The organism is Saccharopolyspora tripterygii (genome assembly GCF_054778355.1).
On sequence record NZ_BAAGZP010000011.1, the window covers coordinates 38,580 to 65,401 of the forward strand.

The 26,822-nt window shown below is 70.3% G+C and carries 17 protein-coding genes and 1 riboswitch; of the genes, 7 read left to right on the plus strand and 10 right to left on the minus strand.

Annotated elements, in window-relative coordinates; genetic code table 11:
* Nucleotides 1-4: 4 nt before the first annotated feature.
* Nucleotides 5-1,600: an AMP-binding protein gene (locus ACYVF3_RS10270; protein ID WP_461153981.1), complete on the minus strand. Its 1,596-nt coding sequence runs from the start codon at nucleotides 1,598-1,600 to the stop codon at nucleotides 5-7.
* A 194-nt stretch (nucleotides 1,601-1,794) separates the two neighbouring features.
* Between ACYVF3_RS10270 and ACYVF3_RS10275 the strand changes: the two genes are divergently transcribed.
* The gene (locus ACYVF3_RS10275) at nucleotides 1,795-2,547 is read left to right on the plus strand and encodes an SDR family NAD(P)-dependent oxidoreductase (RefSeq protein WP_461153982.1); all 753 of its coding nucleotides are present in this window, start codon (nucleotides 1,795-1,797) and stop codon (nucleotides 2,545-2,547) included.
* A gap of 102 nt (nucleotides 2,548-2,649) precedes the next feature.
* Here ACYVF3_RS10275 and dnaE read toward each other — a convergent pair whose 3' ends face one another.
* The gene (dnaE, locus tag ACYVF3_RS10280; RefSeq protein ID WP_461153983.1) at nucleotides 2,650-6,240 is read right to left on the minus strand and encodes a DNA polymerase III subunit alpha; all 3,591 of its coding nucleotides are present in this window, start codon (nucleotides 6,238-6,240) and stop codon (nucleotides 2,650-2,652) included.
* A gap of 261 nt (nucleotides 6,241-6,501) precedes the next feature.
* Complete coding sequence (locus ACYVF3_RS10285; protein WP_461153984.1) at nucleotides 6,502-7,221, minus strand: DUF2470 domain-containing protein; 720 nt, start codon at nucleotides 7,219-7,221, stop codon at nucleotides 6,502-6,504.
* Nucleotides 7,222-7,475: 254 nt separating this feature from the next.
* Here ACYVF3_RS10285 and ACYVF3_RS10290 point away from each other — a divergent pair, with 254 nt between their 5' ends.
* Entirely contained in the window at nucleotides 7,476-8,924 is a 1,449-nt protein-coding gene (locus tag ACYVF3_RS10290) for an aldehyde dehydrogenase family protein (RefSeq protein WP_461153985.1), read from the plus strand.
* A gap of 64 nt (nucleotides 8,925-8,988) precedes the next feature.
* On the opposite strand, the gene ACYVF3_RS10295 is transcribed toward ACYVF3_RS10290, so the two are convergent.
* From ACYVF3_RS10295 to ACYVF3_RS10305, 3 genes are all read right to left on the minus strand, one after another.
* Nucleotides 8,989-10,827, minus strand: coding sequence for a CocE/NonD family hydrolase (locus ACYVF3_RS10295; protein WP_461153986.1), 1,839 nt, complete (start codon nucleotides 10,825-10,827; stop codon nucleotides 8,989-8,991).
* A gap of 260 nt (nucleotides 10,828-11,087) precedes the next feature.
* Nucleotides 11,088-12,605, minus strand: coding sequence for a sugar porter family MFS transporter (locus ACYVF3_RS10300; protein ID WP_461153987.1), 1,518 nt, complete (start codon nucleotides 12,603-12,605; stop codon nucleotides 11,088-11,090).
* 270 nt (nucleotides 12,606-12,875) lie between these two features.
* Entirely contained in the window at nucleotides 12,876-13,811 is a 936-nt protein-coding gene (locus ACYVF3_RS10305; protein WP_461153988.1) for a helix-turn-helix domain-containing protein, read from the minus strand.
* A 46-nt stretch (nucleotides 13,812-13,857) separates the two neighbouring features.
* Here ACYVF3_RS10305 and ACYVF3_RS10310 point away from each other — a divergent pair, with 46 nt between their 5' ends.
* Nucleotides 13,858-15,072, plus strand: a complete 1,215-nt coding sequence (locus ACYVF3_RS10310) for a cytochrome P450 (protein ID WP_461153989.1) — start codon at nucleotides 13,858-13,860, stop codon at nucleotides 15,070-15,072.
* Nucleotides 15,073-15,130: 58 nt separating this feature from the next.
* On the opposite strand, the gene cobN is transcribed toward ACYVF3_RS10310, so the two are convergent.
* The gene (gene cobN / locus ACYVF3_RS10315) at nucleotides 15,131-18,742 is read right to left on the minus strand and encodes a cobaltochelatase subunit CobN (protein ID WP_461153990.1); all 3,612 of its coding nucleotides are present in this window, start codon (nucleotides 18,740-18,742) and stop codon (nucleotides 15,131-15,133) included.
* Nucleotides 18,743-18,875: 133 nt separating this feature from the next.
* A riboswitch (cobalamin riboswitch) is annotated at nucleotides 18,876-19,000 on the minus strand.
* Between the two features lie 74 nt (nucleotides 19,001-19,074).
* Between cobN and cobG the strand changes: the two genes are divergently transcribed.
* Genes cobG through ACYVF3_RS10330 form a run of 3 tightly spaced genes read left to right on the plus strand, consistent with a single transcriptional unit; the run spans nucleotide 19,075 to nucleotide 22,505 of the window.
* A complete protein-coding gene (cobG, locus tag ACYVF3_RS10320) occupies nucleotides 19,075-20,343 on the plus strand; it encodes a precorrin-3B synthase (protein WP_461153991.1) in 1,269 nt (422 codons plus the stop codon).
* Entirely contained in the window at nucleotides 20,344-20,970 is a 627-nt protein-coding gene (locus tag ACYVF3_RS10325) for a precorrin-8X methylmutase (RefSeq protein WP_461153992.1), read from the plus strand.
* Nucleotides 20,967-22,505 carry a precorrin-2 C(20)-methyltransferase gene (locus ACYVF3_RS10330; protein WP_461153993.1) on the plus strand — a complete coding sequence of 513 codons (1,539 nt, stop codon included), beginning with the start codon at nucleotides 20,967-20,969 and terminating at the stop codon, nucleotides 22,503-22,505. The genes ACYVF3_RS10325 and ACYVF3_RS10330 overlap by 4 nt, the downstream gene beginning before the upstream one ends.
* Here ACYVF3_RS10330 and ACYVF3_RS10335 read toward each other — a convergent pair.
* The gene (locus ACYVF3_RS10335; RefSeq protein ID WP_461154054.1) at nucleotides 22,493-23,236 is read right to left on the minus strand and encodes a cobalt-precorrin-6A reductase; all 744 of its coding nucleotides are present in this window, start codon (nucleotides 23,234-23,236) and stop codon (nucleotides 22,493-22,495) included. The two genes, ACYVF3_RS10330 and ACYVF3_RS10335, sit on opposite strands and share 13 nt — an antisense overlap.
* A gap of 38 nt (nucleotides 23,237-23,274) precedes the next feature.
* Between ACYVF3_RS10335 and ACYVF3_RS10340 the strand changes: the two genes are divergently transcribed.
* On the plus strand, nucleotides 23,275-24,372 hold the full coding sequence (locus ACYVF3_RS10340; RefSeq protein ID WP_461153994.1) for a cobalt-precorrin-5B (C(1))-methyltransferase: 1,098 nt from the start codon (nucleotides 23,275-23,277) through the stop codon (nucleotides 24,370-24,372).
* A 240-nt stretch (nucleotides 24,373-24,612) separates the two neighbouring features.
* Here the strand turns inward: ACYVF3_RS10340 and cobM are convergent, their stop codons facing one another.
* Both cobM and cbiE read right to left on the minus strand, forming a co-directional pair.
* Nucleotides 24,613-25,356, minus strand: coding sequence for a precorrin-4 C(11)-methyltransferase (cobM, locus tag ACYVF3_RS10345; protein ID WP_461153995.1), 744 nt, complete (start codon nucleotides 25,354-25,356; stop codon nucleotides 24,613-24,615).
* Complete coding sequence (cbiE, locus tag ACYVF3_RS10350) at nucleotides 25,353-26,552, minus strand: precorrin-6y C5,15-methyltransferase (decarboxylating) subunit CbiE (RefSeq protein ID WP_461153996.1); 1,200 nt, start codon at nucleotides 26,550-26,552, stop codon at nucleotides 25,353-25,355. Before cbiE ends, cobM begins: the two co-directional genes overlap by 4 nt.
* Nucleotides 26,553-26,822 lie beyond the last annotated feature (270 nt).

Here is a 26,822-nt window from a genome sequence, read left to right on the forward strand (position 1 = left end):
TCCCCTAATCTCCCCGTCGGAGCTCGATGCCCGCCGCTTCCCGGTCCCACACAGCGCCGTGGACCCCGGACTCGCGCAGCACGTTCTTCTGGACCTTCTGCGTCGGCGTCTTGGGCAGTTCCGCCACGTGCTCCACGTAGCGCGGAACCATGAAGTAGGGCAGGCGATCGACGAGGAACCGGGTGAGCTCCACCGGGTCGACGTCCTCGCCCTCCCGCGCCACCACCACGACCTTGATCTCGTCCTCGGTGAAGTCCGATGGCACGCCGACGACCGCGCACTCGAACACCGAGGGGTGCTCGTTGACGACGCTCTCGACCTCGAAGCTGGACACGTTCTCGCCGCGACGCCGCAACGCGTCCTTCAGACGATCGATGAAGTAGAAGCGCCCTTCGCCGTCCTGCCGGAACGCGTCACCGGTTCTGATCCAGCCGTCCCGGATCGTCTCCGCCGTCCTCTCCGGCAGGTTGTGGTAACCGGCCATCGTGGTGTGCCGCAGGAGTCCGCGCACCCGCAGTTCGCCGACCTCACCGACCGGCACGTCCTCACCGCGCTCGTCCACCACCCTGAGCTCGTAGCCCTCTCGCCCGAAACCCGCCTCGCCGCCGACGATCGTGCGCGGCGAGCCGTTCATCACCGCACCGATCTCGCTCATCCCGTACACCGCGGCGACCTCGATGCCGAATCTGTCGCGGAACGCGGGAACGTCGCTGGCCAGCGGCGCCATCACCGCCAGCCGCAACGGGTTGTCGGCGTCGTCGTCCGAGACGGGCTGCTGCTGCAGGAGTTCGGCCATCGCTCCGAGCAGCGTGGTGCAGGTGATGCCGTACTCCCGGACCGATGGCCAGAACCCGCTGGGCGAGAACCGCGGTTCCAGAACGCAGCACGCCTGGTGGATCAACGACTGGTACACGCCGTACCACTGGCCGGCCAGGTGGAACAGCGGCAAGGTCACCAGGATCCGGTCGCGCTCGCGCGGCAGTTCCTGGTCCTCGCGGGAGGCGTAGGTGTAGGCGTGCGCGTGCGAGACCAGCACGCCTTTGGACGGGCCGGTGGTGCCGGAGGTGTACATGAACGCCATCAAGTCGGCGGGATCGCAGTGCTGCGGGGTCATCGGTTGGCTGCCGTCGAGCGCGTCGAAGCGCAGCACCCGCCAGCGCCCGGCCGGGAGCGCTGAGCCGTCACCACCCCGCACGATCACTGTCTCCAGCGCGGTCAGCTCGGAAGCGACCGCCGCGAGCCGCGCGCAGCAACCGTCCTCGACGATCAGGACTCGCGCCCCGGAGTCGTTGAGGACGTGGGTGAGGAAGCGCCCTTTGTAGGCGTTGTTCACCGGTACTTCGACAGCGCCCATGAGGCCGGTCGCGGAGAACGCGTGCACGAAATCGGCTGAGTTGTCCAGCAGCAGGCCGACCGGGTCACCCCGGCCGACGCCCAGATCCCGCAATCCCGCGGCGATGCGCAGGGCACGAGCGTGCCATTGGCCGTACGTCCAGGTCACGCCGTCGGCGATCAGCGCAGGTCGGTCCGCACCGCCCGACAGCGCGCGTTCGAACGCGGCAGGAAGGGTCCGGTCCGACAGCTTCGGCAAAGCGGGCACGGCGCCTCCTCGAAGGGTGCATCCACGCCCACAGCACTTTACAGCGCTGTAAAGTACCTGGCAACGGTCGTCACGCTCCGGAGCGCGCGTTGGAGGGGCGGCGGGGTTGTTCGCAGTGGTACGACTGCACGGGCCCGGCAGAAGATCCCGCTCGGGACCCCTCCGCAGTTCGTCGACCGCTCTCGGGAGGAACAGTGACCGACCTCTTCGCCCTCAACGGCAGGAACGCGATCGTCACCGGGGGTGCGCAGGGCATCGGCGAAGCCATCGTGCTCGCCCTCCGCGACGCGGGAGCGCGGGTGTTCATCTGCGACATCAACCCCGAAGTCGGCAACGCCTCCGCCGAACGGCACGGCGTCGAGTTCGTGGCCGCGGACGTCACCGATCCCGACAGCATCGACGCCGCGTTCGAGCACGTGGCGAGCACGGGCGGGTCCGTCGACGTGGCGGTCAACAACGCCGGGATCGTGCACAACCACCCCAGCGAAGACCTCGATCCCGAGGACTGGCGCCGGGTGATGGCGGTGAACCTCGACGGCGTCTTCTACAGCTGCCGAGCCGCCGGCAGGCGGATGCTCGCGCAGGGTTCCGGGAGCATCATCAACACCGGCAGCATGAGCGGCCACATCTCCAACCACCCGCAGCCCCAGTCCGCCTACAACGCGGCGAAGGCCGGCGTCATCCACCTCACCAAATCGCTGGCCGGTGAATGGGCCGCCCGGGGTGTGCGGGTCAACTCCGTCTCCCCCGGTTACGTCGGCACCGAGATGACCAAGCGCGGGATGAGCAACGAGGAGTGGCGGCGGGTCTGGATCGAGGGCACGCCGATGAACCGCGTCGCCGAACCCCGCGAGATCGCCCCCGCCGTGGTCTTCCTCGCCTCCGACGCCGGAAGCTACTGCACCGGGACCGACCTGGTCGTGGACGGCGGCTACACCGTTTGGTGACCACGCCGGGCTGATCCCGGCACGGCCACCGATCGCGGGCCGTCGGCCGGGTGGGAGGTGGGGGAAGTTTTCATGAAAACTTCCCCCACCTCCCGAGTTCACCTACCGGCCGGCGCGCTCCACGGCGATGCCGCGCACGGACTTGAGCTCCGAGACGAGCTCGGTGCACACGTTGACCGGCCACTTCGGCAGTTCCAGCCGGGTCTTGCCGAGGTGCACGTGCACCGGGGTGGTGCCCTTGTGCGCGAGGAACGTCTGCTTGAGCTCGCTGATCACCTCGGCGTTGAGCTTGCGGGAATCGGCGCGCAGCACGAGCGGCGGTTCGCTGCCGGGGTCCGTCTCGGCCGCGGTGATGTCGATCGGCACCGCGTCGGAGGCGAACACGCTGATCTCGCCTTCGCGCTCGTTGACCCGGCCCTTGACCGCGAGCGCGTTGTCCTCGACCAGGCAGTCGGCGAACATCTCGTAGGACTTCGGGAAGAACAGCACCTCGATGCTGGCCTCGAAGTCCTCCAGCGTCACGATCGCCCAGGGCTGGCCGTTCTTGTTGAGCCGCCGCTGGATCCCGGAGATCATCCCGGCGATCTTGGGCTGCTGCTCCTTGCTGCCGTAGCCCGAGGGCTCGCGCTCACCGCCGATCAGCTCGGCGATGCTGGTGTCCTGGTAGGGCGCGAGCAGCCGCTCCGCGCCGTCCAGCGGGTGCGCGGAGACGTAGAGGCCGAGCATCTCGCGCTCGTAGGCCAGCAGCTGCTTGCGCGGCCACTCCTCGTCGGTGAACTGCAGGTGCGTCAACGGCGACGTGTCCTCGCTGGACCCGCTGTCGTCCCCGCCGAAGAGGTCGAACTGGCCCATCGCCTGCTGCCGCTTGAGACCGATCACCGCGTCCACCGCGGCCTCGTGGTGGGCGTTGAGCGACATCCGGGAGTGGCCGAGCGAGTCGAACGCCCCCGCCTTGATCAGCGACTCGATGACCCGCTTGTTGCACGCGGTGATCTCGATCTTGTCGAGGAAGTCGGTGAACGAGGAGAACTTGCCCTTCGCCTCGCGGGAGCCGATGACCGACTCCACGACGTTGGCACCGACGTTGCGGATCGCGCCCATGCCGAAGCGGATGCGGCCCTCGACGGCGGTGTGCTGGGTCATGGACTCGTTCACGTCCGGCGGCAGCACCTGGATGCCCATGCGCCGGCACTCGGAGAGGTAGACCGCGGTCTTGTCCTTGTTGTTGCTGTTGGCGGTCAGCAGCGCGGCCATGTACTCGGCCGGGTAGTGCGCCTTGAGGTAGGCGGTCCAGTAGGTGACCAGCCCGTACGCGGCGGCGTGGGATTTGTTGAACGCGTATCCCGCGAAGGGCAGGACCGTCGCCCACAGCTGGTCGATGGCTTCCTTGGAGTAGCCGCGTTCCTTCATGCCCGCCTCGAACCGGGCGAACTGCTCGTCCATGACGGACTTCTTCTTCTTGCCCATCGCACGACGCAGCAGGTCGGCTTGTCCGAGGGTGTACCCGGCGACCTTCTGCGCGATCGCCATGATCTGCTCCTGGTAGACGATCAGACCGTAGGTCTCGCCGAGGATGTCCTTCAGCGGCTCGTCCAGCTCCGGGTGGATCGGCTCGACCGGTTTCCTGCCGTTCTTGCGGTCGGCGTAGTCCAGGTGCGCGTTGACGTCCATCGGGCCCGGCCGGTACAGCGCCACGCAGGCCACGATGTCGCCGAACCGGGTGGGCTGCATGCGCTTGAGCAGCGACTGCATGCCGCCACCTTCGAGCTGGAACACTCCCAGGCTCTCGCCGCGCCCCAGCATCTCGTAGGTCGGGTCGTCGTCGAGCGGGATGTCCAGCGGTTCGACCTCGGCACCGTGGTTGGTCTTCACCATCCGCACGGTGTCGTCGATCGTGGTCATGTTGACCAGTCCGAGGATGTCGATCTTGAGCAGTCCCACGGCCTCGCACTGCGGGCCGTCCCACCCGGTGATGATCTCGCCGTCGTCGCGCTTCCACAGCGGCAGCACGTCCAGCAGCGGCTCTCGCGAGATGATGTGCGCGCAGGCGTGCACACCGGCGTTGCGGATCAGCCCCTCCAGGCCGCGGGCGGTGTCGAAGATCTTGCCGATCTGCGGATCGGTCTCGATCAGCGACCGCACCTCGGCGGCCTCCGGGTAGCGCTCGTGGTCCGGGTCGACGATGCCCGACAGCGGGATGTCCTTAGCGGCGATCGGCGCGGGCAGCGCCTTGGAGAACTGGTCGGCGAGCTGGAAACCCGCCTGCCCCAGGTGCACTCGGGCGGCGTCCTTGAACGCGGCCTTGGTCTTAATCGTGCCGTAGGTGATGACCTTGGCGAAGAACTCGTCGCCGTACTTCTCCTTGGCGTACTGGATGACCCGCTCGCGCTGGCGCTCGTCGAAGTCGATGTCGATGTCCGGCGGCGAGTCGCGCTCGGGGTTGAGGAACCGCTCGAAGAGCAACCCGTGCTGGAGCGGGTCGATGTCGATGATGTGCAGGACGTAGGACAGCAGCGCACCCGCCGCCGAACCACGCCCCGGGCCCACGCGGATGCCGTTGTTCTTGGCCCACCGGATCATGTCGCCGACCACCAGGAAGTAGGAGCTGTAGCCCTTCTCCGTGATGACCTTCAGCTCCCATTCGAGCTGGTCGCGGTACTCCTGGGTGAACTCGCCGTCCTTGAAGCGGGTCGGGATGAACTCCTCGACCTCGTCGCGCAAGACCTCCACGTCGGTGCGGCCGACCTCGACCTTGGCCTGCGGCATCCGGTTGTGCGCGGCGAAGGCCTCCTCGTAGCCCTCGACCATCTCCGAGATCATCAGCGTGCTGTCGGCCGCCCCGGGGACCTCCTCGTCCCAGTACTCGCGCATCTCCTCGGAGCTCTTGATGTGGTAGCCGTCGCCGTTGAACTTGAACCGATCGGTGTCGGCGATCATGGACCGGGTCTGCAGGCACAGCAGCGCGTCGTGGTGCCCGGCCTGGTCGTTGGTCACGTAGTGGCTGTCGTTGGTCGCCACCGTCCGCAGGTCGAGCTGCTTGGCGATGTCGAGCAGCTCACCGCGGATGTTGCGTTCCATCTGGATGCCGTGGTCCATGACCTCGATGAAGAACCGGTCCGGACCGAAGATGTCCTTGTAGTCGGAGGCGGCCTTGAGCGCCTCCTGCTTCTGCCCCAGCCGCAACCGGGTGAGGATCTCGCCCGCCAGGCAGCCGGAGGTGGCGATGATGCCCTCGGCGTGCTCGGCGATGAGCTCCTTGTCCATCCGTGGCTTGCGGAAGAACCCCTGCATGCTCGCCATCGACGACAACCGGAACAGGTTGCGCAGCCCGGTGGAGTTCTGGGCGAGCATCGTCATGTGCGTGTAGGCGCCGGCACCCGAGACGTCGCCGCTCTCGCCGTACTCGTCGACTTCCTTCTTGCCCGTGCGGGCGCGCTCGCCCCAGAACACGGGCTTCTTGTGGAACCGGCTCTCCGGAGCGATGTAGGCCTCGATGCCGATGATCGGCTTGACCCCGGCGCCCACCGCCTTCTCGTAGAAGGAGTGCGCGCCGAACATGTTCCCGTGGTCGGTCATCGCCACCGCTGGCTGCTCAAGTCTGCTGACCTCGGCGAACAGCGCGTCGTGCTTCGCCGCACCGTCGAGCATCGAGAACTCTGTGTGAACATGCAGATGGACGAACTGATCAGACACGCGGTCGTCTCCGGGAGCATCGACGAGGGTGGACGGGTGGCCTGCCAACCCTAGACTCCCCGCCTCGCGCGGCTGCGAACCACCGAACGCGTGTTGCTGATCGACTTCGATAACCCTCTGACGTGCGGTTTCGACTCCGTTGGCCGTTGTGGCCGCTCATGTCGTGTGGGTGGGGAAGTTTTCATGAAAACTTCCCCACCCACACGACATGCATCAGGAGCGGCGCACACACCGCCACGCAGAACAATTCCTCAACAGCTCCTAGTCGACGCCGGACGAACGGGCACTTTCCCCGAGCGCGAGCGTCGACCCCAGGCCCGCGAGTCGTCGCACTTCGGCGGAGAGCTCCTCCTCCGTCGTCACCGATCGGGAGAAGCCCAGCCGCACATCGCGGTCGCCGTCGCTGGTCTCGACCCGCAGCCGGATCCCCAGCCGGTCGATCCCGAGCGGCATCACGGGCCCGGAGCGGAGCAGCGGGCCGGGCAGGTGCCGAGCGAGCATGCTGACGACGTCCGAGTGCCGGCACTGCAGGTGCTGCAGCCAGTGCGATTCGCGAGCCCAGAACGAGTCGCGCTCAGCGGCGGCGAAGTCCGCGGGATCGATCTGCTCGGTTCCCTCGCCATCGCCGAGCGTCAGCGAGACCGGCTCCAGCAGCACGACGCTCGCCGTGTGACCGACGTCGAGCAGCCGCTCGTCCGCCAGCTCGTGGGAGACCTCCCACGCCCGCTCCCGGGCGCTCTCACCGGTGAGCAAGGTCAGCCAACCGGTGATCCAGAGCAACCCGCGGACCTGCCCGCGCATCGGAACGGGCGCGTGGTCGGCGAGCTCGACGAGCGCGCCCGCTCGCCGCTGGCGGGCCTTCATGACCGAATCGACGACCGGGCTGTCGGACGGCAGCACCATCATGACCTCGCCGCTCGCGTGCGTGTGCAGCAGAACCGGGGTGATGCGGCCGGCGAGGTCACCGCACGTCACGTTCACACCGGCAGGTCGAGCGGCGAGTGTCTTGGCACGCTCCGCCGACGAGGGAATGGGTGGGCAGTCCACGATCTCACCTCCGTACTTTAGGTTAGGCTAACCTACTCGTGATGGGAGGCGGAAGACCCGCCCGCTACCACTGGCCGGAAGGACCTGGTTTGACGTCGGCACCGGGTGCCCGAGGGTGACCGAGCGATACCGGTTCCCGTGCTGCGGCACGTGGCGACGGCACTGACCACCCGAGTCGAAAGACAACGATGAGCACCATCTGGGAAGACAAGATCTACAGCACCGGCGGATTCGTCCCCGGCAGCGGCGGCACGTCGGTGATCACGGCACCGGCGACGGGTGCGGCCCTCGCTTCAATCGGCCAAGCCGACCGCTCCGATCTGGACGCGGCGGTCGCCGCGGCCGGGGCCGCGCAAGCGGAGTGGGCGTCGCGGCCCTACACCGACCGAGCCGCGGTCTTGTCGAAGGCGGCCGAGCTTCTGGCCGCCGACCCGGCTCGGCTGACCCGCTGGTTGGTCCCCGAATCCGGCTCCGGGCAGGGCAAAGCGTCTTTCGAGGCCGCTCTGGTGGCCTCCGAGCTGCGCGAGTCGGCCGGGCTGGCGGCTCAGCCGTACGGCCAGCTGCTGCGCTCGCAGAAGCCCCGCCTGTCGGTCGGGCGGCACGTGCCCGTCGGAGTGGTGGGCGTGATCAGCCCGTTCAACTTCCCCGGCATCCTGTCAATGCGCTCGGTGGCGCCCGCGCTGGCGCTGGGCAACGCGGTGGTGCTCAAGCCGGATCCGCGCACCTCGATCTCCGGCGGGCTCGTGCTCGCCGAACTCCTCGCCGAAGCGGGCCTGCCCGACGGCTTGCTGCACGTGCTGCCCGCAGGGGCTGACGTCGGTGCCGCCCTGGTCACCCACCCCGACGTCCCGTGCCTGTCGTTCACCGGCTCGACAGCGGCAGGGCGCAAGATCGGCGAAGCCGCGGCCCCGCTGCTGAAGAAGGTGCACCTCGAACTGGGCGGCAACAACGCCATGCTCGTGCTCCCCGACGCCGACATCGAGGCCGCGGCCTCGGCAGGCGCGTGGGGCTCGTTCCTGCACCAGGGCCAGATCTGCATGACCACCGGCCGTCACCTCGTCCCCCGCGACAAGCTGGACGAGTACGCCAGGCTGCTCGCCGAGAAGGCCGAGAACCTGCCGGTCGGCGACCCGGCCGACCCGGCCAACGCCCTCGGCCCGATCATCGACGCGAACCAGCTGGAGCGGATCCGCGACATCGTGCAGCGCACCGTCGACGCCGGCGCCGAGCTGCTGGCGGGCGGCACGCACGAAGGCCCCTACTACCGGCCCACCGTGCTCACCGACGTGCCCCTGGACGCCCCGGCGTTCGCGGAGGAGGTCTTCGGCCCGGTCGCGCCGGTCATCGCCTACGACACCGTCGAGGAGGCCGTCGAGATCATCAACTCCTCCGAGTACGGCCTGTCCGTGTCGATCCTGACCGCCGACCCGTTCCGCGCGTTCACCCTGGCCGACCGGATCAAGTCCGGCGCCGTCCACATCAACGATCAGACCGTCGACGACGAGGCGACCGCTCCCTTCGGCGGCACCAAGGCCTCCGGTTCCGGCGGTCACTTCGGGACTTCGGTGAACCTGGAGACGTTCTGCGACGTCCAGTGGATCACCGTGCAGTCCGAGGTCGAGCGCTACCCGTTCTGACCTGTCGCGCGAGTCTCGCGAAAGGCGGTGGGGCGACGCGTTTCCGAGTCGCCCCACCGTGATGTCACCGCCCGCCGACGGGTTCGACGTAGCCGCCGGTGAACTCCGAGCCCGGCGGCGGGTCCAGGAGCGGTCCCGGCAGGGCGAAGTCGACCGATCCGTCGGTGGCTTCGGCCGGGGCGCTGGCCCGCTGCTGGTCGAGGTAACCCGCGAGCTGCACGCCCGGAGCGCCCTGGACCGTCATCGTGCGGCGGTGTTCGAGGAAGGGCAGATCGACCGAACCGCCCCGGACCTCCACGGTTTGCGCGCTGGGTGCGGCCAGGCGCCACCAGTCCTGGTTGTTGTCGGTGACGCGCACGCCGATCCGGTGGCCTGCCGGCAGCTTCCAGTCCGCGCCCCAGAGGCGCAGCGGGACCGTCGACTCACCCGGCCGGCGCACGAGGTGCCCCTGGCGCGTGATCAGCGGGCCGGTTCCGTCCGGGCCGAGGTCGTAGACGTCGACGACCAGGTTGGCGTTCGGCAGCGCCGTGGTGACGTCGACCGAGGCCTTCGGCGAGCCCGAGAGGTGAACGTCGTGGGGCAGCGGGTTCGACACGGTCCACACACCCGAGGTGACGGCCGGGTCCGTGGGCTTGCCCGACGTGGAACCGGCTGCGGTGGCGGCGGATTGGGCGTGGTCGACGTAGGTGCCGCCCTTCAGCGGCGTCCGGAACTCGCGCATGTCGGCCGCGGGCCACCGGGCTTCCGAGCGCCAGAGCCCGTCGTTGGTCTGCACCGCGTGCGGCGGGTCCGCGACCGCCGGGGCCCGGTCCTTGAGGAAGCGGTCGTAGAAGCGCATGACCTCGTCGAACCAGCCCTGCCGTCCCATCTTGAGCCGGCCGGTCTCGTCGGTCTCGTTGCCGCGCACGTGTTCCCACGGCCCCAGCCAGGTCCGCTCGTAACCCACGTGGTTCTCCAGGTATTCCTGCATTCCGTCGGCGACGGTGTTGTTCTCCGTCAGGCCCTGGGCGAGGAACAGCGGGACGTGCGAGCCGGCCGCGCCGGGGATCAGGTTGCGCTGCCGCCAGAACTCCGAGTCGTGCCGGTCGTCGCCCGCCTGCTTCGCGAGGTTCTGGGCGAGGCACACCGGATCGCTGAGGCTCCGCGCGTTGTACCCGGCCGCGTCGGTGATCGGTCCCGGGGAGGCGGCGATGGCGTCGTAGAGCGCGGGCGTCGCCACCGAGTTCATCCGGCGCATACCGTCGCCGTAGAGGTACCGGTAGTCGTCGTACACCGGTTCTTGGCTGACGACGGCGGACAGCCCCGGCGGTCGTTCGTTGACGCCGACCAGTCCGGTCAGCCCGTCGTAGGACTTGCCGTACATACCGACCCGGCCCGTCGACCACGGCTGGTTCGCCGCCCACGTGACGGCGTTGACCACGTCGGCCTTCTCCCCCGGCCCCGACCAGTCCAGGCATCCGCTGGAGCCGCCGAAGCCGCGCAGGTCCACCATGACGAAGGTGTAGCCCTGCTTCAGCAGCCCGGAGCCCTCGACGAAGTCCTGGAACCGCTCGGAGGGACCGGCGTTGGGCCCGACGGGGTCGTACGGCGTTCCTTCGACGAGGCCCGCGGGACCGGTTTGGCCGGAATGGTTGAAGTACGGCCCGACCGAGAGGATCACCGGTGTCCTGTCGGTCTCCTTGGCGCCCTTGGGGCGCAGGACGTCGGCGTGCAGCGTCGCCTCCCCCGCGCTCGACGGCGAGGGGATCCACGCCTCGCTCCACTCGGCGTCCGGGTACGCCACACCGGACGCCTGCGCCTGCGGAGCGACCGGTGCCATCACCGCCACGACCGCGCAGGCGACCGCTCCAGCGCCCCGACGACGCCACGACCTCCCGAACCTGGTCCACGCTCGCTCTGACATGCGGCGACCACCCCTCCCCGACCGGTGCGACCTGAACGCGCGTCCCCGTGGCCCCGCGCCACGCGGTCGTGCGTCCGGGCGACGCTAGAGGACCGAACGGGCGAAGTCAGGGGTCCTTGTCCGCACCGTTACCCGCCACGAACCCCCAACGGACGAAACGGAAATACGGCGTCCGACCTCACTCGGCAACCCGGTGGAGTCCGGCGCCGACCGTCATCACCTGGTGCACCGTCGGAACTTCCCGGGGCACGACGAGGCGTTCAGGACCTGTTGGCGGGTTCTGGGAGGAAGGTACCGCGTTTGAGGCTCTGCTCGATGGTTTCCAGGGAACGGCCCTTGGTTTCGGGCACCCGGAAGTAGATGACGATCAGCGCGGCGACGTTGAGGGCCGCGTAGACCAGCATCGCTCCGCCGAGGCTCAGGGCGTTCACCAGGGTCAGGGCGGTGGAGGTGACCAGCAGGTTCGCGCCCCACAAGGATGCTGCGTGCAGGCCGGTGGCGGCCGGGCGGATCCTCAGCGGGTAGATCTCCGAGCCGAGCAGCCAGCCGACCACCTGGATGCCGCCCGCCTGGAAGAACATGAACGCCAGCAGGAGGACCAGGGCGAGCCACGGGTTCGGCTTGTCACCGGCGACGAGAAACACCAGGCCGAACAGCGCGATCGAGAGCGCCGAGCCCGGCAGCATGGTGAGCATCAACCGTCGTCGGCCGAGCCGGTCGACCACGAGCTTGCCGACGACGGTCATCACGACGTACACGACGCCGACCCCGACGTTGGCCCACAGCGCGAAGTCCGACGAGAAACCGACCATGGACAGGATGACCGGCGTGTAGTAGATCATCATCTCCAGGCCGGTGATCTGGGTGAAGACCGCGACCGCGAGACCCGCGATCAGCGCCGGGCGCAACCACGCCTCCCCCAGCGCAGACCAGGGACCGCCCTCCGCCTCGTTCTCGCGGCGCAGCACGTGACGGATCTGCCCCACCTCGTCATCGGCGGCCTCGCCGTCCGGCCTGACCCAGCGCAGCACCATCCGCGCGGCGCCGACGTGGTTGTTGTTCACCAGCCAGCGCGGGCTCTCGGGAGCCCGCAGCATCCCGAGGATCAGCAGCACGGCGGGGACGACGGCGACCACGATCTTCCAGTGCCAGCCCGCGTCCTTGAACACCACGTTGACCAGAGCGGCGCTGAGGATCCCGAGCCCGATGGCCACGTTGAAGAACGTCACGAAGCCACCGCGCCTCTCCGGCGGTGAGAGCTCGGCGATGTAGGTGGGGATCGTCTGGGTGCAGCCGCCCACCGCCAGCCCCAGCAGCAGGCGGCTGCCGATGAGCGTGAGGGGTTCGGGTGACATGCCGGCGAGCACCACGCCGACGGCGAAGATCACCGCGACCGTGATGATGGTCGCCCGGCGACCGAACCGCGTCGCGAACCACCCGGCGCCGAGCGCGCCGACCACCGCGCCGACCAGGATCGAGGCGGTGATCGCCTCCTGGATGGTGTGCCCGGAGACGGTGCCGCCGAACAGCTCGTAGGACTCGGTGATCCCGAAGTCCCGGGCGATCTGGATCAGGGTGCCGGAGATGACGCCGGTGTCGTACCCGTACAGCAGGCCGCCCAGAGCGGCCACGAACGCCACGTAGTAGACGTTGCGGATCGGGTCGTCGGGAACCTCGGACGGCACGCCTCGCAGCTTCTGCTCCTCCGCGGACAGCTCCGGCTCCCCGTCGAATTCCGACTGGGTGGAATCCTCGGACTGGCCGTGTGGACCGGACATCCGCCCCCCTCGCGAAGTCTGGCGAAGAGCCGTGCGAATGCGATGCTATGGCACACCGCACCCGGCCGCATCGCCGAACTCCAGCCCTGCGCAACCACGAACACCGCTGCCTGCGACTCGGCCGTCCGCCGTCGCGAGGTACGCACCCGGCCCCAGTTTTAGTCCAAATTGAGCGGACATTTCGGGCATGATCATGGCTCGGTTTGGACTAAAACTGGGACCGGCCGACCACGACGACACCCTGCGGGAGCGGGTGGCGCGAGTGGGACCTCACCGTCTTCTGTGGATTTGGGGGGATTGTTCGGGCTGGCTGAGGTTTTGGGCCGTGGTGCGCAAGTGGGTGATGTAGTGGTTTCGCTCGTCGCGGTCGGCCGAGGCGCGGAGGGGGCCCAGTTGGAGCTCCCAGGCGGGGGCGCCTGTGGCGTCGAAGATGGGGGCGACCAGGTAGCTCAGCGGCAGCGGGTCCTCCGAGGCGACGTCGGCCTCCGCGTAGGGGAGGCCGCTGATGTCGGTCATCAGCGAGCGCACGCGGGAGCGCAGCTCGCGCGGAGCCGGGTGCTCGGCGAGGTGTTCGACCACGTCGGCCAGCACGTCGAGCTGAGCGGGAGCGGCGGCCCCGATCCCCCAGGCGGCGACGAACTCGGAGCGCAGGAGCCGCAGGGCTTCGGCGAGCCGGTCGCGGTGAGCCTCGTCGGCGCCCGCCAGCCATCGGGCCTGCTCCTGCTCGGAGCGGAAGGCGACCGCAGAGGCACCGGCCGGAGCCCGCAGCGGCACGACGGTGTCGCGGGTGATCCCCGCCGGGATGCGGCCCTCGCCGGCGAACACCGCGACGAAGGTGAGTTCGGTCGCCGTGACGGCGCTCAGCGCTACCCCGCACCCGGCTGCCTCGGCCAGCTCGCGCAGGGCCTCCTCGGCACCCGGGGGCACCGCCGGTTCCGATGCGCCGCGCGCGGTGAGCCCGATCAGCCGCGCTCCGAGCCGATAGCGCAGGTCGGTCCCGCGCGACACCCACCCGCGCTCGGCCAGGGAGGTCAGGACCGCGAGCGCCGTCGACCGGCTCAGCCGCAGCTCGTCAGCGATCTCGGCCGCCCCGAGCGGGTTCTCGCGACCCGCCAGCAGCTCGACGACGGCCACGACCCGCTCGGTCGGCGGCGACGGGGAACGCCCCTTGCCATCCGTGGTCGAACTCCCTACCGTGCTATTCACATACTCACCTTACCGGTTCGAATATTCGGATAGGGAGGGTCTTCCCGTGACGACTTCACCGTTGGCGGCAACCGCTGATCTCGACGGCATCGACTTCGCCTTCGAAGACGCGCCCGAGATCCACCAGGTCCTCGCCGAGCTGCGGGCGAGCAAGCCGCACGCGGTGGTGCCCTTCGCCGGAACGCACGCGCTGCTGCTGCTCACCCACGAGCTGGTCAGCGCTGCGTTCAAGGACGAGGACACGTTCCCGGCATCGGCGATCTACCCGCTGACCACCGGCCCCGTCCTGGGGCGCACGTTGCAGTGCATGTCCGGGCGCGAGCACCGCATCAACCGGGCGATCGCGTCGCCGCCGTTCCGCCGCAACCGCGCCACCGACTACGTCGAACCGATCCTCGAACCGCTGGCGCACGAGCTCATCGACCGGATCATCGATCGGGGCGAGGCGGACCTGGTCGAGGAGTTCACCAGCAGCTACCCGGTACTGGTGATCAGCCGCCTGCTCGGCCTGCCGGTCGAGGACGAGCAGACCGTCCGCCGCTGGGCGCACGACCTGTTCTACTACCCGTTCGAGCCCGAGGCGGCCAAGTCCAGCTCCCGGGAGTTCACCGACTACATCCGGCCGGTCCTGCAACGGCGGCGGTCCGAACCCGGGGACGACCTGATCTCCAAGCTGGTCACCGAATCCGCGGAGGACGAGGCGCTCACCGACGAGCAGGTGCTGTCGTTCCTGCGCCTGCTGTTCCCCGCCGGCGCGGACACCACCACGCTCGGGCTGGCCAACCTCCTGACCGGCCTGCTGACCCACCCCGACCAGCTCGACCTGGTCCGCTCCGATCCGCAGGAGCACGTGCCCTGGGCGGTCTGGGAGGGCCTGCGGTGGGAGCCTCCGGTAGGACTGCTGCCTCGGTTGTGCCCGGAAACCACCACGTGGCACGGGATCGACGTTCCGGCGAACACGTTCATGATCTTCTCGATCAACGCCGCACTGCGCGACCCGGCGAAGTTCCCCGACCCGCACCGCTTCGACATCACCCGGCGCGAGACGGCGATGCTCGCGTTCGGGCAGGGACCCCACACCTGCGCGGGAACCTGGCTGGCCCTCGCCGAACTGCGCACCGCCCTGGCGGTCCTGCTCGAACGCCTCCCGGGACTGCGCCTGCACCCGGAGGCGACCACCGAGCAGGTGCGGGTGCGCAGCCAGGTCGGCGTCGCCCTGCGCGGACCGAGCTCCCTACCCGTCCAGTGGGACCGGCCGTGAACCCCCGGACGCGCGAGACCCCCGGCCGGGAAGTCCCGGCCGGGGGTCTCGCCGTTCGTCAGGCCGGGCCGTCTTCGAGGTCGCCCTCCGCCTGGAGGTAGACCTCGCGCAGAGCCTGGAGGGTCTCCGGGTCCGGCTCCTCCCACAGCTTGCGGTCGGCCGCTTCGAGGAGCCGCTCGGTGATCCCGTGCAGGGCCCACGGGTTGGAAGTCCGCATGAACTCCTGGTTCTCGGAGTCCAGCACGTAGCTCTCGGCCAGCTTCTCGTACATCCAGTCCGCGACGACACCTGTCGTGGCGTCGTAGCCGAACAGGTAGTCCACAGTGGCCGCGAGCTCGAAAGCGCCCTTGTAGCCGTGCCGCCGCATGGCCGACAGCCATCGCGGGTTGACCACGCGAGCGCGGAACACCCGCGCCGTCTCCTCGTGCAGGGAGCGGGTCTTGACCGAGTCCGGCCGCGTGCTGTCGCCGATGTAGGCCGCCGGGTCCTTGCCGGTCAGCGCGCGGATCGTGGCGATCATGCCGCCGTGGTACTGGAAGTAGTCGTCGGAGTCGGCGATGTCGTGCTCGCGGGTGTCGGTGTTCTTCGCGGCCACCGAGATCCGTCGGAAAGCACCTTCCATGTCCTCCCGCGCCGGGACGCCGTCGAGGTCGCGGCCGTAGGCGAAACCGCCCCACACCGTGTAGACCTCGGCCAGGTCCTCGTTGCCGCGCCAGTCGCGGCTGTCGATCGCGGGCAGCACGCCCGCGCCGTAGGAACCAGGCTTCGAGCCGAAGATCCGCATCGTCGCGCGACGCTGATCCCCGTGGGTGTCCAGGTCCGCCCGGGAGTGCGCCCGCACGAAGTTCTGGTCGTCGGGCTCATCGAGGTCGGCGACCATCCGCACCGCGTCGTCGAGCAGGGCCACGACGTGCGGGAACGCGTCGCGGAAGAACCCGCTGATGCGGATGGTGACGTCGATGCGCGGACGGCCCAGGTCCTCCAGCGGGATCGGCTCCAGGCCGTTGACCCGGCGGGACTGCTCGTCCCAGGTCGGGCGAACGCCCAGCAGCGCGAGGACTTCGGCGACGTCGTCACCGGAGGTCCGCATGGCGGAGGTTCCCCAGACCGACAGCCCCACCGACTGCGGCCACGTCCCGGTGTCCGCCTGGTAGCGCTCCAGGAGGGAATCGGCCATCGCCTGGCCGGTTTCCCACGCCAGCCGGCTCGGCACGGCCTTGGGGTCGACCGCGTAGAAGTTGCGGCCCGTCGGCAGCACGTTGATCAGTCCGCGCAGCGGAGAACCGCTGGGACCGGCCGGAACGAAACCGCCTTCCAGCGCGTGCAGGGCGGCCGTGACCTCGTCGGTGGTGGCCGCCAGGCGCGGGATGATCTCGTTGGCCGCGAAGGTGAGCACGCCGGCCACGGTCTCGTCGGAACGACCCAGCACCTCGCGGCACGCGGCGTCCGCGGCGTCCGGAGCCCAGTCGAGGCGCTCCATCTCCTCGACCAGCGCGTGCGCCTGTGACTCGGCGTCGTCGGTCTGCTCGCGCGAGGCGCTGCCGTCCTCGGACATGCCCAGGGCTTCGCGGAGGCCCGGCAGCGCTTGGCTGCGCCCACCCCACATCTGCCGCGCCCGCAGCATCGCCAGCACGAGGTTGACCCGAGCGGGCCCGGTCGGTGCGTCACCGAGGATGTGCAGGCCGTCGCGGATCTGAGCGTCCTTGACCTCGCACAGCCACCCGTCGACGTCGAGCAGGAAGTCGTCGAACTCCGCGTCGTGCGGGCGTTCCGCGAGCCCGAGGTCGTGGTCGAGCTTGGCGGCCTGGATCAGCGTCCAGATCTGGCTGCGGCTCGCCGGGAGCTTCGCCGGGTCCATCGCGGCGATGTTGGCGTGCTCGTCGAGGAGCTGCTCCAAGCGAGCGATGTCGCCGTAGCTCTCCGCGCGCGCCATCGGCGGCACGAGGTGGTCGACCAGGGTAGCGTGCACCCGGCGCTTGGCCTGGGTGCCCTCCCCCGGGTCGTTGACCAGGAACGGGTAGATCAGCGGGAGGTTGCCCAGCGCGGCGTCGGGTGCGCAGGAGGCCGACAGGCCCGCCGACTTGCCCGGCAGCCACTCCAGGTTGCCGTGCTTGCCGAGGTGCACCATGGCGTGCGCGCCGAAGTCGTCGGCGATCCACCGGTAGGCGGCCAGGTAGTGGTGGCTCGGCGGCAGGTCCGGGTCGTGGTAGATAGCGATCGGGTTCTCGCCGAAACCGCGCGGCGGCTGCACCATCAGCACCACGTTGCCGAAACGCAGTGCGGCGAGGACGATCTCGCCCTCGGGGTCCTGGGACTTGTCGACGAACAGCTCACCGGGCGGCGGGCCCCAGTGCTGCTCGACCTGCTCGCGCAGTTCGGCCGGGAGCGTCTCGTACCACTGCCGGTAGCGCTTGGCGGGCAGGCGGATCGGGTTGGACGTCAGCTGGTCCTCGGTCAGCCAGTCGCGGTCCTGTCCACCGGCCGCGATCATGGCGTGGATCAGCGCGTCGCCGTCCTGCTCGGCGAGCCCGGGAACGGCGCCGGAACCCGTCTCCGGCCCCACGTCGTAGCCCTGGTCCCGCAGCGCCTGCAGCAGGCGCACAGCGCTGACCGGGGTGTCCAGGCCCACGGCGTTGCCGATGCGCGCGTGCTTGGTCGGGTAGGCCGAGAGCATCAGCGCGACGCGGCGGTCGGCGGCCTGCACGTGACCCAACCGCGCGTAGCCGACCGCGATCCCGGCGACCCGCGCGGCGCGCTCGGGATCGGCGACGTAGACCGGCAGGCCCTGGGAGTCGTTCTCCTTGAACGAGAACGGCACGGTGATGAGACGGCCGTCGAACTCCGGCACCGCGATCTGGGTGGCGGCGTCCATCGGCGACAGACCGTCGTCGTTGGCCTCCCACTGCTCGCGGCTGCTGGTGAGGCACAGGCCCTGCAGGATCGGGATGTCCAGCTCGGCGAGCTTGCCGATGTCCCAGGCCTCGTCGTCGCCACCGGCGGAAGCCGTTGCGGGACGGGTACCTCCGGCCGCCAGCACGGTCACCACGAGCGCGTCGGCACCACCGAGCGCATCCAGCAGTTCCGGGTCCGGGGCGCGCAGCGAGGCGCAGAACAGCGGCCGCGCTTGGGCTCCCGCGTCCTCGATCGCCTCGCAGATGGTGTGCACGAACGCGGTGTTGCCGGCCATGTGGTGCGCGCGGTAGTAGAGGACCGCGACCGTCGGCCCCTCGGTGGTGCGGGGCTCGCGCTCCAGCACACCCCAGGAAGGAGCCGGAACCGGCGGTTCGAAGCCGTTTCCGGTGAACAGCACCGTGTCGCTGAGGAAGTTGTAGAGCTCGGAGAGGTTCTCCGGCCCGCCGTGGGCGAGGTAGCTGTGCGCCTCGGCGCACACACCGCCCGGGACGGTGGAGCACTCCATGAGCTCGGCGTCGGGAGCTTGCTCGCCGCCGAGCACGACCACCGGGCGCGGTCCCGCGAGCAGCTGGTCGAGACCGGCCTCCCACGCGCGGCGTCCGCCCAGGATGCGCACGACGACGAGGTCGGTGCCCTCGACGAGTTCCTCCAGCTGTTCCCCGGCTTCCACGCGCGCCGGATTGGCGAGGCGGAAGTCCGCGCCGCTGGCGCGCGCGCTGAGGAGGTCGGTATCCGATGTGGACAAGAGCAGGATCATGCGGTGAATTCCTCGACGTGCTTCGTCGGCAGCGCGATGACTTCGCCGAGCGCAGGCGGCCAGGACGCGGTTCGCATGGTGCACCTCTCTCGGGGTCCTCGCCCCGGACATGGCTGGGTGGGCACGGCAGGCGGAGTTTCCTGGCTCCCGGATCGGCGCGCACCCCGGTCTTCCAGCCGAACTCGGCCGTGACCTCGTGGTGGGGTTTGCTCCCCGGTGACAGTGGCGGGACCGCGCCGGAATCGCACCGGCTTCCTCCCCTGCTGCAGTCGCCGGTGATCCTACCGACAGGCGCTGATGTTGCAAACAAGCCGCAACTACCATGTATCGCCGTGCCCACCTACGACCACGATTCCCGGCTCCGGGACGACGCCTGCCCGGGCGCGGTGCGCCTGCACCCGGCCGAGGACGGTGGCCTGGCACGGATCCGCGTTCCCGGCGGCAGGCTGACCGCTGATCAGATGCGGTCGGTGGCAACTGCCGCCCACGAGCTCGGACATCAGCATATCGAACTCACCTCGCGCGGGAACCTGCAGGTCCGCGGCTTGCGCGAGGACTCGGGAGAGGAGTTGGCGCGCAGGCTCTCCGCGGCCGGGCTGCTGCCCTCCGTCCCGCACGAGCGGGTGCGCAACATCCTCGGTTCGCCGCTGAGCGGATGCGATCGGATCGGCCTCCTCGACGTCCAGCCCCTGGTCACCGACTTGGACGAGAAGTTGTGCGGTGATCCAGAACTCACCGCGCTGTCCGGACGCTTCCTGTTCGCCTTCGACGACGGCCGCGGCGACGTCGCAGGCCTGGGCGGCGACGTGTCGGTCATCGCGGTCGGCCCGCACGAGGTCGCGCTGCTGCTGGCAGGCACCGACACCGGAGTGCGAATGCCCCCGGCGAGCGCCGCTGCGGTGATGCACGTCGCAGCCCGCGCGTTCCTGGCCGAGCGCGAGGAGCAGAGCTCGGGCGCGTGGCGATTGGCCGAGCTCGACCGGGGATCGCCCCGGGTGACCGCGAGAGTGCTCGCCGTGCTCGACGGCACCGATCACCAGCTCCGGCAGGACGCGGCCATGCCCGATCGGCCGGAGCCCGAGACGATCGTTCCCGCCGGGACGCTCGAGGGCAGGGACGGGCAGGTCACCCTCGCGACCGTGGTCCCGCTGGGCCGGTTGTCGGGCGAGCAGGCGGCCGCGCTCGCCGAGGTGGCCGACGCCGGTGCGGGCGAGATCCGTCTCACTCCGTGGCGCGGCGCGCTGATCCCGTTCATGCTCGACCCGCACCGGAAGCACGTGTCCACTGTGGAGCGCGCTGGGCTCGTGACCGACCCGATGTCGCCGTGGATCGGCGTCACCGCGTGCACCGGCCGCCCGGGATGCGGCAAGGCGCTCGCCGACGTGCAGACCGACGCAGCACGCGCGTTGCCGCTGCTGCCGGGAGGAAGAGCCGTGCACTGGGCCGGATGCAGCCGCCGCTGCGGTGTTCCCCGGGGGGACGTCGTCGACGTGGTCGCCACCGAGGGCGGTTACCAGGTGAGCCACGACGGTCAGGTCCGCACGCACAACGGCAACATCGATGACGCCGCCACCGCGGTCGCGGCGTCCCGGAGGGAATGAGTGAACGACTACATCCGCGACGGCGCGGAGATCTACCGCCAGTCCTTTGCCACCATCCGCGCCGAGACGGACCTGTCCGGGTTGTCACCCGAGGCCGCTCAGGTCGCGGTGCGCATGGTTCATTCCTGCGGGATGGTCGACATCGTCGACGACCTGGACGTCTCCGCCAACGCGGTCCTCGCCGCCCGCGCGGCCTTGCGGCGCGGTGCCCCGATCCTGTGCGATGCCAACATGGTCGCCGCCGGTGTCACGCGCAAGCGCCTGCCCGCCGACAACGAGGTGATCTGCACGCTGGGCGATCCGCAGGTCCCGGAACTGGCGAGCGAGCTGCGCAACACCAGGAGCGCGGCGGCGATGGAGCTGTGGCGCGGCCGGCTCGACGGCGCCGTGGTGGCCGTCGGCAACGCGCCGACCGCGCTGTTCCGGCTGCTGGAACTCGTGGCCGAAGGGGCCGGGGTTCCCGCTGCGGTGCTGGGCATCCCGGTCGGCTTCATCGGTGCCGCCGAGTCCAAGGTGGCGCTGGCCCGCAACGACCTCGGACTGGAGTACGTGGTCGTGCACGGGCGTCGCGGCGGCAGCGCTCTCACCGCAGCCGCCATCAATGCAATTGCGAGCGAGGAAGAATGAACGCAGCGGAAGAAACCAGCCCTTCCACGGGCCGTCTTTGGGGCGTGGGCCTCGGTCCCGGCGACAAGGAGCTCGCCACGATCAAGGCCGTCCGGCTCATCGGCTCGGCGGACGTGATCGCTTTCCACAGCGCCCGCCACGGTCGCAGCATCGCCTACTCGCTGGCCGAGCCGTACCTGCCGGGTGGCCAGATCGAGGAGGCGCTGGTCTACCCGGTGACCACCGAGGGCACCGACCACCCCGGCGGGTACCAGGGCGCGATCGACGACTTCTACGCCGACAGCGCCGGCCGCCTCGCCGCGCACCTCGACGCGGGACGGGACGTCGTCGTCCTGTGCGAGGGAGATCCGCTCTTCTACGGCTCCTACATGCACATGCACAAGCGGCTCGCGCACCGCTACCCGACGGAGGTCGTGCCGGCCGTGACGTCGATGAGCGCCGCGTCGGCCTCCCTGGGCCGCCCGCTCGTGGAGCGCGACGAGGTGCTGACCGTGCTCCCGGGAACCCTGCCGAGCGACGTCCTCGCCGAACGGCTCGCGGGCACCGACGCCGCGGCGATCCTCAAGCTGGGGCGCACGTTCGGGTCGGTCCGCGAGGCGCTGGACAAGTCCGGCCGGCTCGACGAGGCCTGGTACGTCGAGCGCGCCTCGACCGACCGCGAGCGCTTCGAGCCGCTCGCCGAGGTGGATCCCGAGTCGGTCCCCTACTTCTCGCTGGCGCTGATCCCCAGCCCGGCCAACCGCCCGCAGGCGGACGGGACTCCCGCCCCCACCCCTCCGGCGCCCGCGCAGGTGGGCGAGGTCGTGGTGGTCGGGCTCGGTCCCGCGGAGCGCTCGTGGCTGACCCCGCAGGCGCAGGACGCCCTGGCCACCGCCGACGAACTCGTCGGGTACGGCCCGTACCTGGACCGGGTTCCGGCCAACCCGCGGCAGGTGCGGCACGCCTCGGACAACCGGGTGGAGGCCGAGCGCGCGGAGCACGCGCTGGAGCTGGCGCTCAACGGTTCTCGCGTCGCGGTGGTCTCCTCGGGCGACCCCGGCGTATTCGGCATGGCCACGGCCGTCCTGGAAGCCGCCGCGGACCCCAGGTTCGAGAAGGTGGACGTGCGGGTGCTGCCGGGCCTGAGCGCGGCGCACGCGGTCGCCAGCCGCGCGGGCGCGCCGCTGGGACACGACTACTGCGTGCTGTCGTTGTCCGACCGCCTCAAGCCGTGGGACCAGATCGCCAAGCGCCTCACCGCGGCCGCCGAGGCCGATCTCGTGCTGGCGCTCTACAACCCTGCCTCGCGCAGCCGCAAGTGGCAGGTCTCCGCCGCGCGGGACCTGCTGCTGGAGCACCGGAGTCCGCAGACGCCGGTCATCATCGGCCGCAACGCCGGGTACGCGAACGAGCACATCACGGTGACCACGTTGGCGGATCTCGACCCGGACGACGTCGACATGCGGTGCCTGCTGATCATCGGCTCGTCCACCACGCGCGTGGTGCAGCGCGGTGACAGCACGGTCACCTACACGCCGCGGCGCTATCCGGCGTAGTCGTCGAGCCACGCGATGGCGGCCTCCACGGTCGCCACGCGTGGCGCCTCGGGTGGCGGAGGACGGCGCACGACGATCACCGGCAACCCGAGCTCACGGGCTGCCACCAGCTTCGCCGCGGTCATCTCACCTCCGCTGTCCTTGGTCACGACCACGTCGATGCGGTGCTCTCGGAGCAGCTGCAACTCCCCCGCGACCGCGAACGGCCCGCGCTCCTGCAGCACCTCCAGGTGGCGGGGACGCGGGGATTCCGGATCCGGCGGATCGACGCAGCGCAGCAGGAACTCGTGATCGTCGAGGTCGGCGAAGGCGGCCAGGCCCTGACGCCCGGTCGCCAGGAAGACCCGCCGCTGAGCCGGGGTCAGCGACTGCGCGGCCTCCGGCAGCGAGCTCACCCAGCGCCAGTCGTCACCCGGCTGCTCCTGCCAGCCCGGGCGGCGGAGGATCAGCAGCCCGCACCCGGTGCGCCGGGCCGCTCCGACGGCGTTGGTGGTCATCCGATCGGCGAAGGGGTGGGTCGCGTCGATCACGACGTCGATCGCGTGCTCCCGCACCCACGCCGCCAGGCCCTCTTCGCCGCCGAACCCGCCGACGCGGACCGCGCCGTCCGGAACCCGGGGATCGCGCACGCGCCCTGCCAGCGAGGACACTACGGTGTAGCCGGTGCGTTCGGTGAGTTCGGCGGCGAGCCGACGCGCTTCGCCGGTCCCACCCAGTACCAGCACCGAGATGCTCACAGCACGACCTCCGCAAGACGGGAAACCTTGGAATGACCACGCCCGCGAACGAAGGCGGAAAGCTCCGCCACGGGTGGACGACAGGAGCCTGCGCGACCGCGGCCACCACCGCGGCCTACACCGCGCTGCTGACCGGATCCTTCCCCGACCCGGTGGGCATCGTCCTGCCCAAGGGGCAGACGCCGGAGTTCGCGCTCGCGCGGGAGGACCTGGCCGAGGACTCCGCGAGCGCCTCGGTGGTCAAGGACGCCGGTGATGATCCCGACGTCACGCACGGGGCCGTGATCAGCGCGACCGTGCGGCACGGCGAGCCGGGCTCGGGCGTGTCGTTCGTCGCCGGTCCCGGCGTGGGCACCGTGACCAAACCCGGTTTGCCGCTGGAGGTGGGCGAACCGGCGATCAACCCGGTGCCGCGGCAGATGATGCGCGAGGCCGTGGACGGCGTTGCGGCCGCGCACGGAGGCAGCGGCGACGTCGTCGTGGAGATCTCCGTCGACGACGGCGAGGAGATCGCCACGCACACCTGGAACCCGCGGCTGGGCATCCTCGGTGGACTGTCCATCCTGGGCACCACGGGTGTGGTCGTGCCGTACTCGTGCTCGGCGTGGATCGCGAGCATCCGGCGCGGTGTGGACGTCGCCCGCTCCGCGGGCCACCAGCACGTGGCCGGGTGCACGGGCAGCACGTCGGAGCGCGTCGTCAGCGAGGTCCACGACCTGCCCGAGGACGCTCTGCTGGACATGGGCGATTTCGTCGGCGCGGTGCTGAAGTACCTGCGCCGCCACCCGGTTCCGCGGCTGACCATCGGCGGTGGCGTCGGCAAGCTGTCCAAACTGGCCCTCGGCCACCTGGACCTGCACTCCGGGCGCAGCCAGGTCGACCTGAGCGCGCTCGCGGACATGGCGCGGGAGATCGGGGGCGACGACGACCTGCTGGAGCAGATCCGCAACTCCAACACGGCGCTGGAAGCGTTGCGGCACAGCCAGTCCGCCGGGGTCGCGCTGGGCGACATCATCGCCGAGCGGGCGCGGGTCGAGGCCGTCGCCGTGCTGCGCGAGGCGCCGGTCGCGGTCGACGTGATCGTCATCGATCGCGCCGGCACCATCGTCGGGCGGACGTCCGGCCACTAGAGGCTGTTCGCAGAATGCGGCCGAGCCGCGTCCTCTTCCACCACCTGGGCAACCGGCACCGCCGCGGGTTCTGAGCGCCTTCGTGGCGAGCACGCCTGGACGCCGTGGTGTGGGTGGGGTGGGGAAGTTCTCATGAAAACTTCCCCACCCCACCCGCACGACGTGCATCAGGAGCGGCGCACGCACCGCCACGCAGAACAAGTCCTCAACAGCTCCCAGGTCCGAGCACCGCCCGCGTCCTCAATCCCGCTGCCGCGACGGCGAGTAGAGGCTGCTGTCCTGGAACTGGGAGGCGGCCAGCGCCTCGCCGACGACCAGCACCGCGGTGCGCTTGATCTCGGCGGCGTGGACCTGCTCGGCGATGTCCTTGAGCGTGCCGCGCAGGATGACCTCGTCGCTGCGGCTCGCGCGCGCCACGACGGCCACCGGGCAGTCCTGCCCGTAGTTGGGCACCAGTTCCTCGACCATCTGGTCCACTCGCTGGATCGCCAGGTGCAGCACCAGCGTCGAGCGCGAGAGGCCCAGCGTCGCCAGGTCCTGCCCCTCGGGCATCGCCGTCGCTCGCGCGGCGGTGCGCGTCAGCACCACGGTCTGGGACACGCCGGGCACCGTGAACTCGCGCTTGAGCGACGCGGCCGCGGCCGCGAACGCGGGCACGCCCGGGATGACGTCGTAGTCCACCCCCGCCGCGTCCAGGCGGCGCATCTGCTCGGCCATCGCGCTGAGCACCGACGGGTCGCCGGAGTGCAGCCGGGCCACGTCGAGGCCCTGCTGATCGGCGGTCACCAGCTCGTCGATGATCTCGTCCAGCGTCATCTTCGCGGTGTTGACCAGGCGCGCGCCCTGCGGGCACTTCTCCAGCAGCTCCTCCGGGACCAGCGCGCCCGCGTACAGGCACACCGGGGCCGCGGCGATCGCGTTCTGCCCCCGCACCGTGATGAGGTCGGCGGCGCCGGGTCCGGCTCCGATGAAATGCACTGTCATCGCTTGCTTACCTTCCATGTCGTCACTGGCATCATGGCGCGCCACCCGGTGAACTTCCCGACCGGCGAACCACGGCTGACCGCGGTGCGCACCAGCTCACCGCCGAGCCGTCCGTACCAGTCGGCCAGCGCCGCTTCCGATTCCAGCGTCACCGCGTTGACCACCATCCGGCCGCCGGGCGCGAGCGCGTCCCAGCAGGTCTGCACGACTCCCGGGACGGTGACCGCTCCGCCGACGAAGACGGCGTCCGGCCGTTCCAGACCTGGCAACGCATCCGGCGCGGAACCGGTGACCACGTCCATGCCGGGTACTCCGAGAGCGGCGGCGTTGCGCGCGCACCGGGCGGCTCGCTCGGCGTGCGCTTCGACGGCGATCGCGCGGCACGCGGGGTGGCTGCGCATCCACTCGATGCCGATGCTGCCCGCACCGGCACCGACGTCCCACAGCAGTTGACCTGGCACGGGAGCCAGGCGCGAGAGCGTGATCGCGCGGATCTCGCGCTTGGTCAGCTGGCCGTCGTGCTCGAAGGCGTCATCGGGAAGCCCCGGCGCGCGCGACAGGATCGGCGCACCGGGCTCCGGCCGCACGTCGATCGCGATGACGTTGAGCGGGCCGACCTCGGCGTGGGTCCACTCGCCCGCGACGCCGTCGATCCTGCGCTCCTCCGGACCGCCGAGCTGTTCCAGCACGCTCAACTCGCTGTCCCCGCACCCGCGTTCGGTGAGCAGAGCCGCCACGGCGGCCGGGGTGCGGCCGTCCGAGCTCAGCACCAGCACCCGGCGACCGGGTTGAACGGCGGGGTGCAGGGTTTCCAGCGGCCTGCCCACCAGGCTCACCACGTCGACCTTGTCCAGCGCCCAGCCCATCCGGCCGCACGCCAGGGACGCCGAGGAGGGGTGCGGGATGACGTGGACGCGTTCCGGCCCCAGCAAGCGCACCAGGGTGCCGCCGACGCCGAAGAACATGGGGTCGCCGCTGGCCAGCACGCACACCTGCCGATGGGCGTTGTCCGCCAGCAGCGAGGGCAGCGCGTCGAGCATGGGCGACGGCCAGGAGATGCGTTCCGCGGCAACGCCATCGCCGAGCGCGGCGAGCTGCCGCGCACTGCCCATGACGACGTCCGCCGCGCGCAGCGCGCGTTCGGCCGCGGGTGAGAGGCCGGGCGTTCCGTCGGCGCCGATTCCGACGACGGTCACCCGGGAGTCGTGTTCACGCATGGCGACCCGCGCGTTCGATCCGGTTCACGATCATCGCGCGCTCCGCGCCGGGAGACCGCGCGCATCGACCGCTCGCAGGTGGCGCTTCCCGCACGACCGCGAGAAGCGGTCCGCTCTGCCGATCACGTGCACACACCACCACCCACGATGAAGCTCAGGACCGCCCGAGTCTAGTTGTCCGCGAACCGGCCACAGGTTGCCACCCGCCGCCGTGCCGTGCAGTAACGCCAGTCACCGAGATCGTCGATG

Bases quoted from the DNA above. Each gene is read 5' to 3' on its own strand.
- ACYVF3_RS10290 (WP_461153985.1), top strand. From the start codon at position 7,476: ATGAGCACCATCTGGGAAGACAAGATCTACAGCACCGGCGGATTCGTC.
- ACYVF3_RS10295 (WP_461153986.1), bottom strand. From the start codon at position 10,827: ATGTCAGAGCGAGCGTGGACCAGGTTCGGGAGGTCGTGGCGTCGTCGG.
- ACYVF3_RS10300 (WP_461153987.1), bottom strand. From the start codon at position 12,605: ATGTCCGGTCCACACGGCCAGTCCGAGGATTCCACCCAGTCGGAATTC.
- cobN (WP_461153990.1), bottom strand. From the start codon at position 18,742: ATGATCCTGCTCTTGTCCACATCGGATACCGACCTCCTCAGCGCGCGC.
- ACYVF3_RS10330 (WP_461153993.1), top strand. From the start codon at position 20,967: ATGAACGCAGCGGAAGAAACCAGCCCTTCCACGGGCCGTCTTTGGGGC.
- ACYVF3_RS10340 (WP_461153994.1), top strand. From the start codon at position 23,275: ATGACCACGCCCGCGAACGAAGGCGGAAAGCTCCGCCACGGGTGGACG.
- cobM (WP_461153995.1), bottom strand. From the start codon at position 25,356: ATGACAGTGCATTTCATCGGAGCCGGACCCGGCGCCGCCGACCTCATC.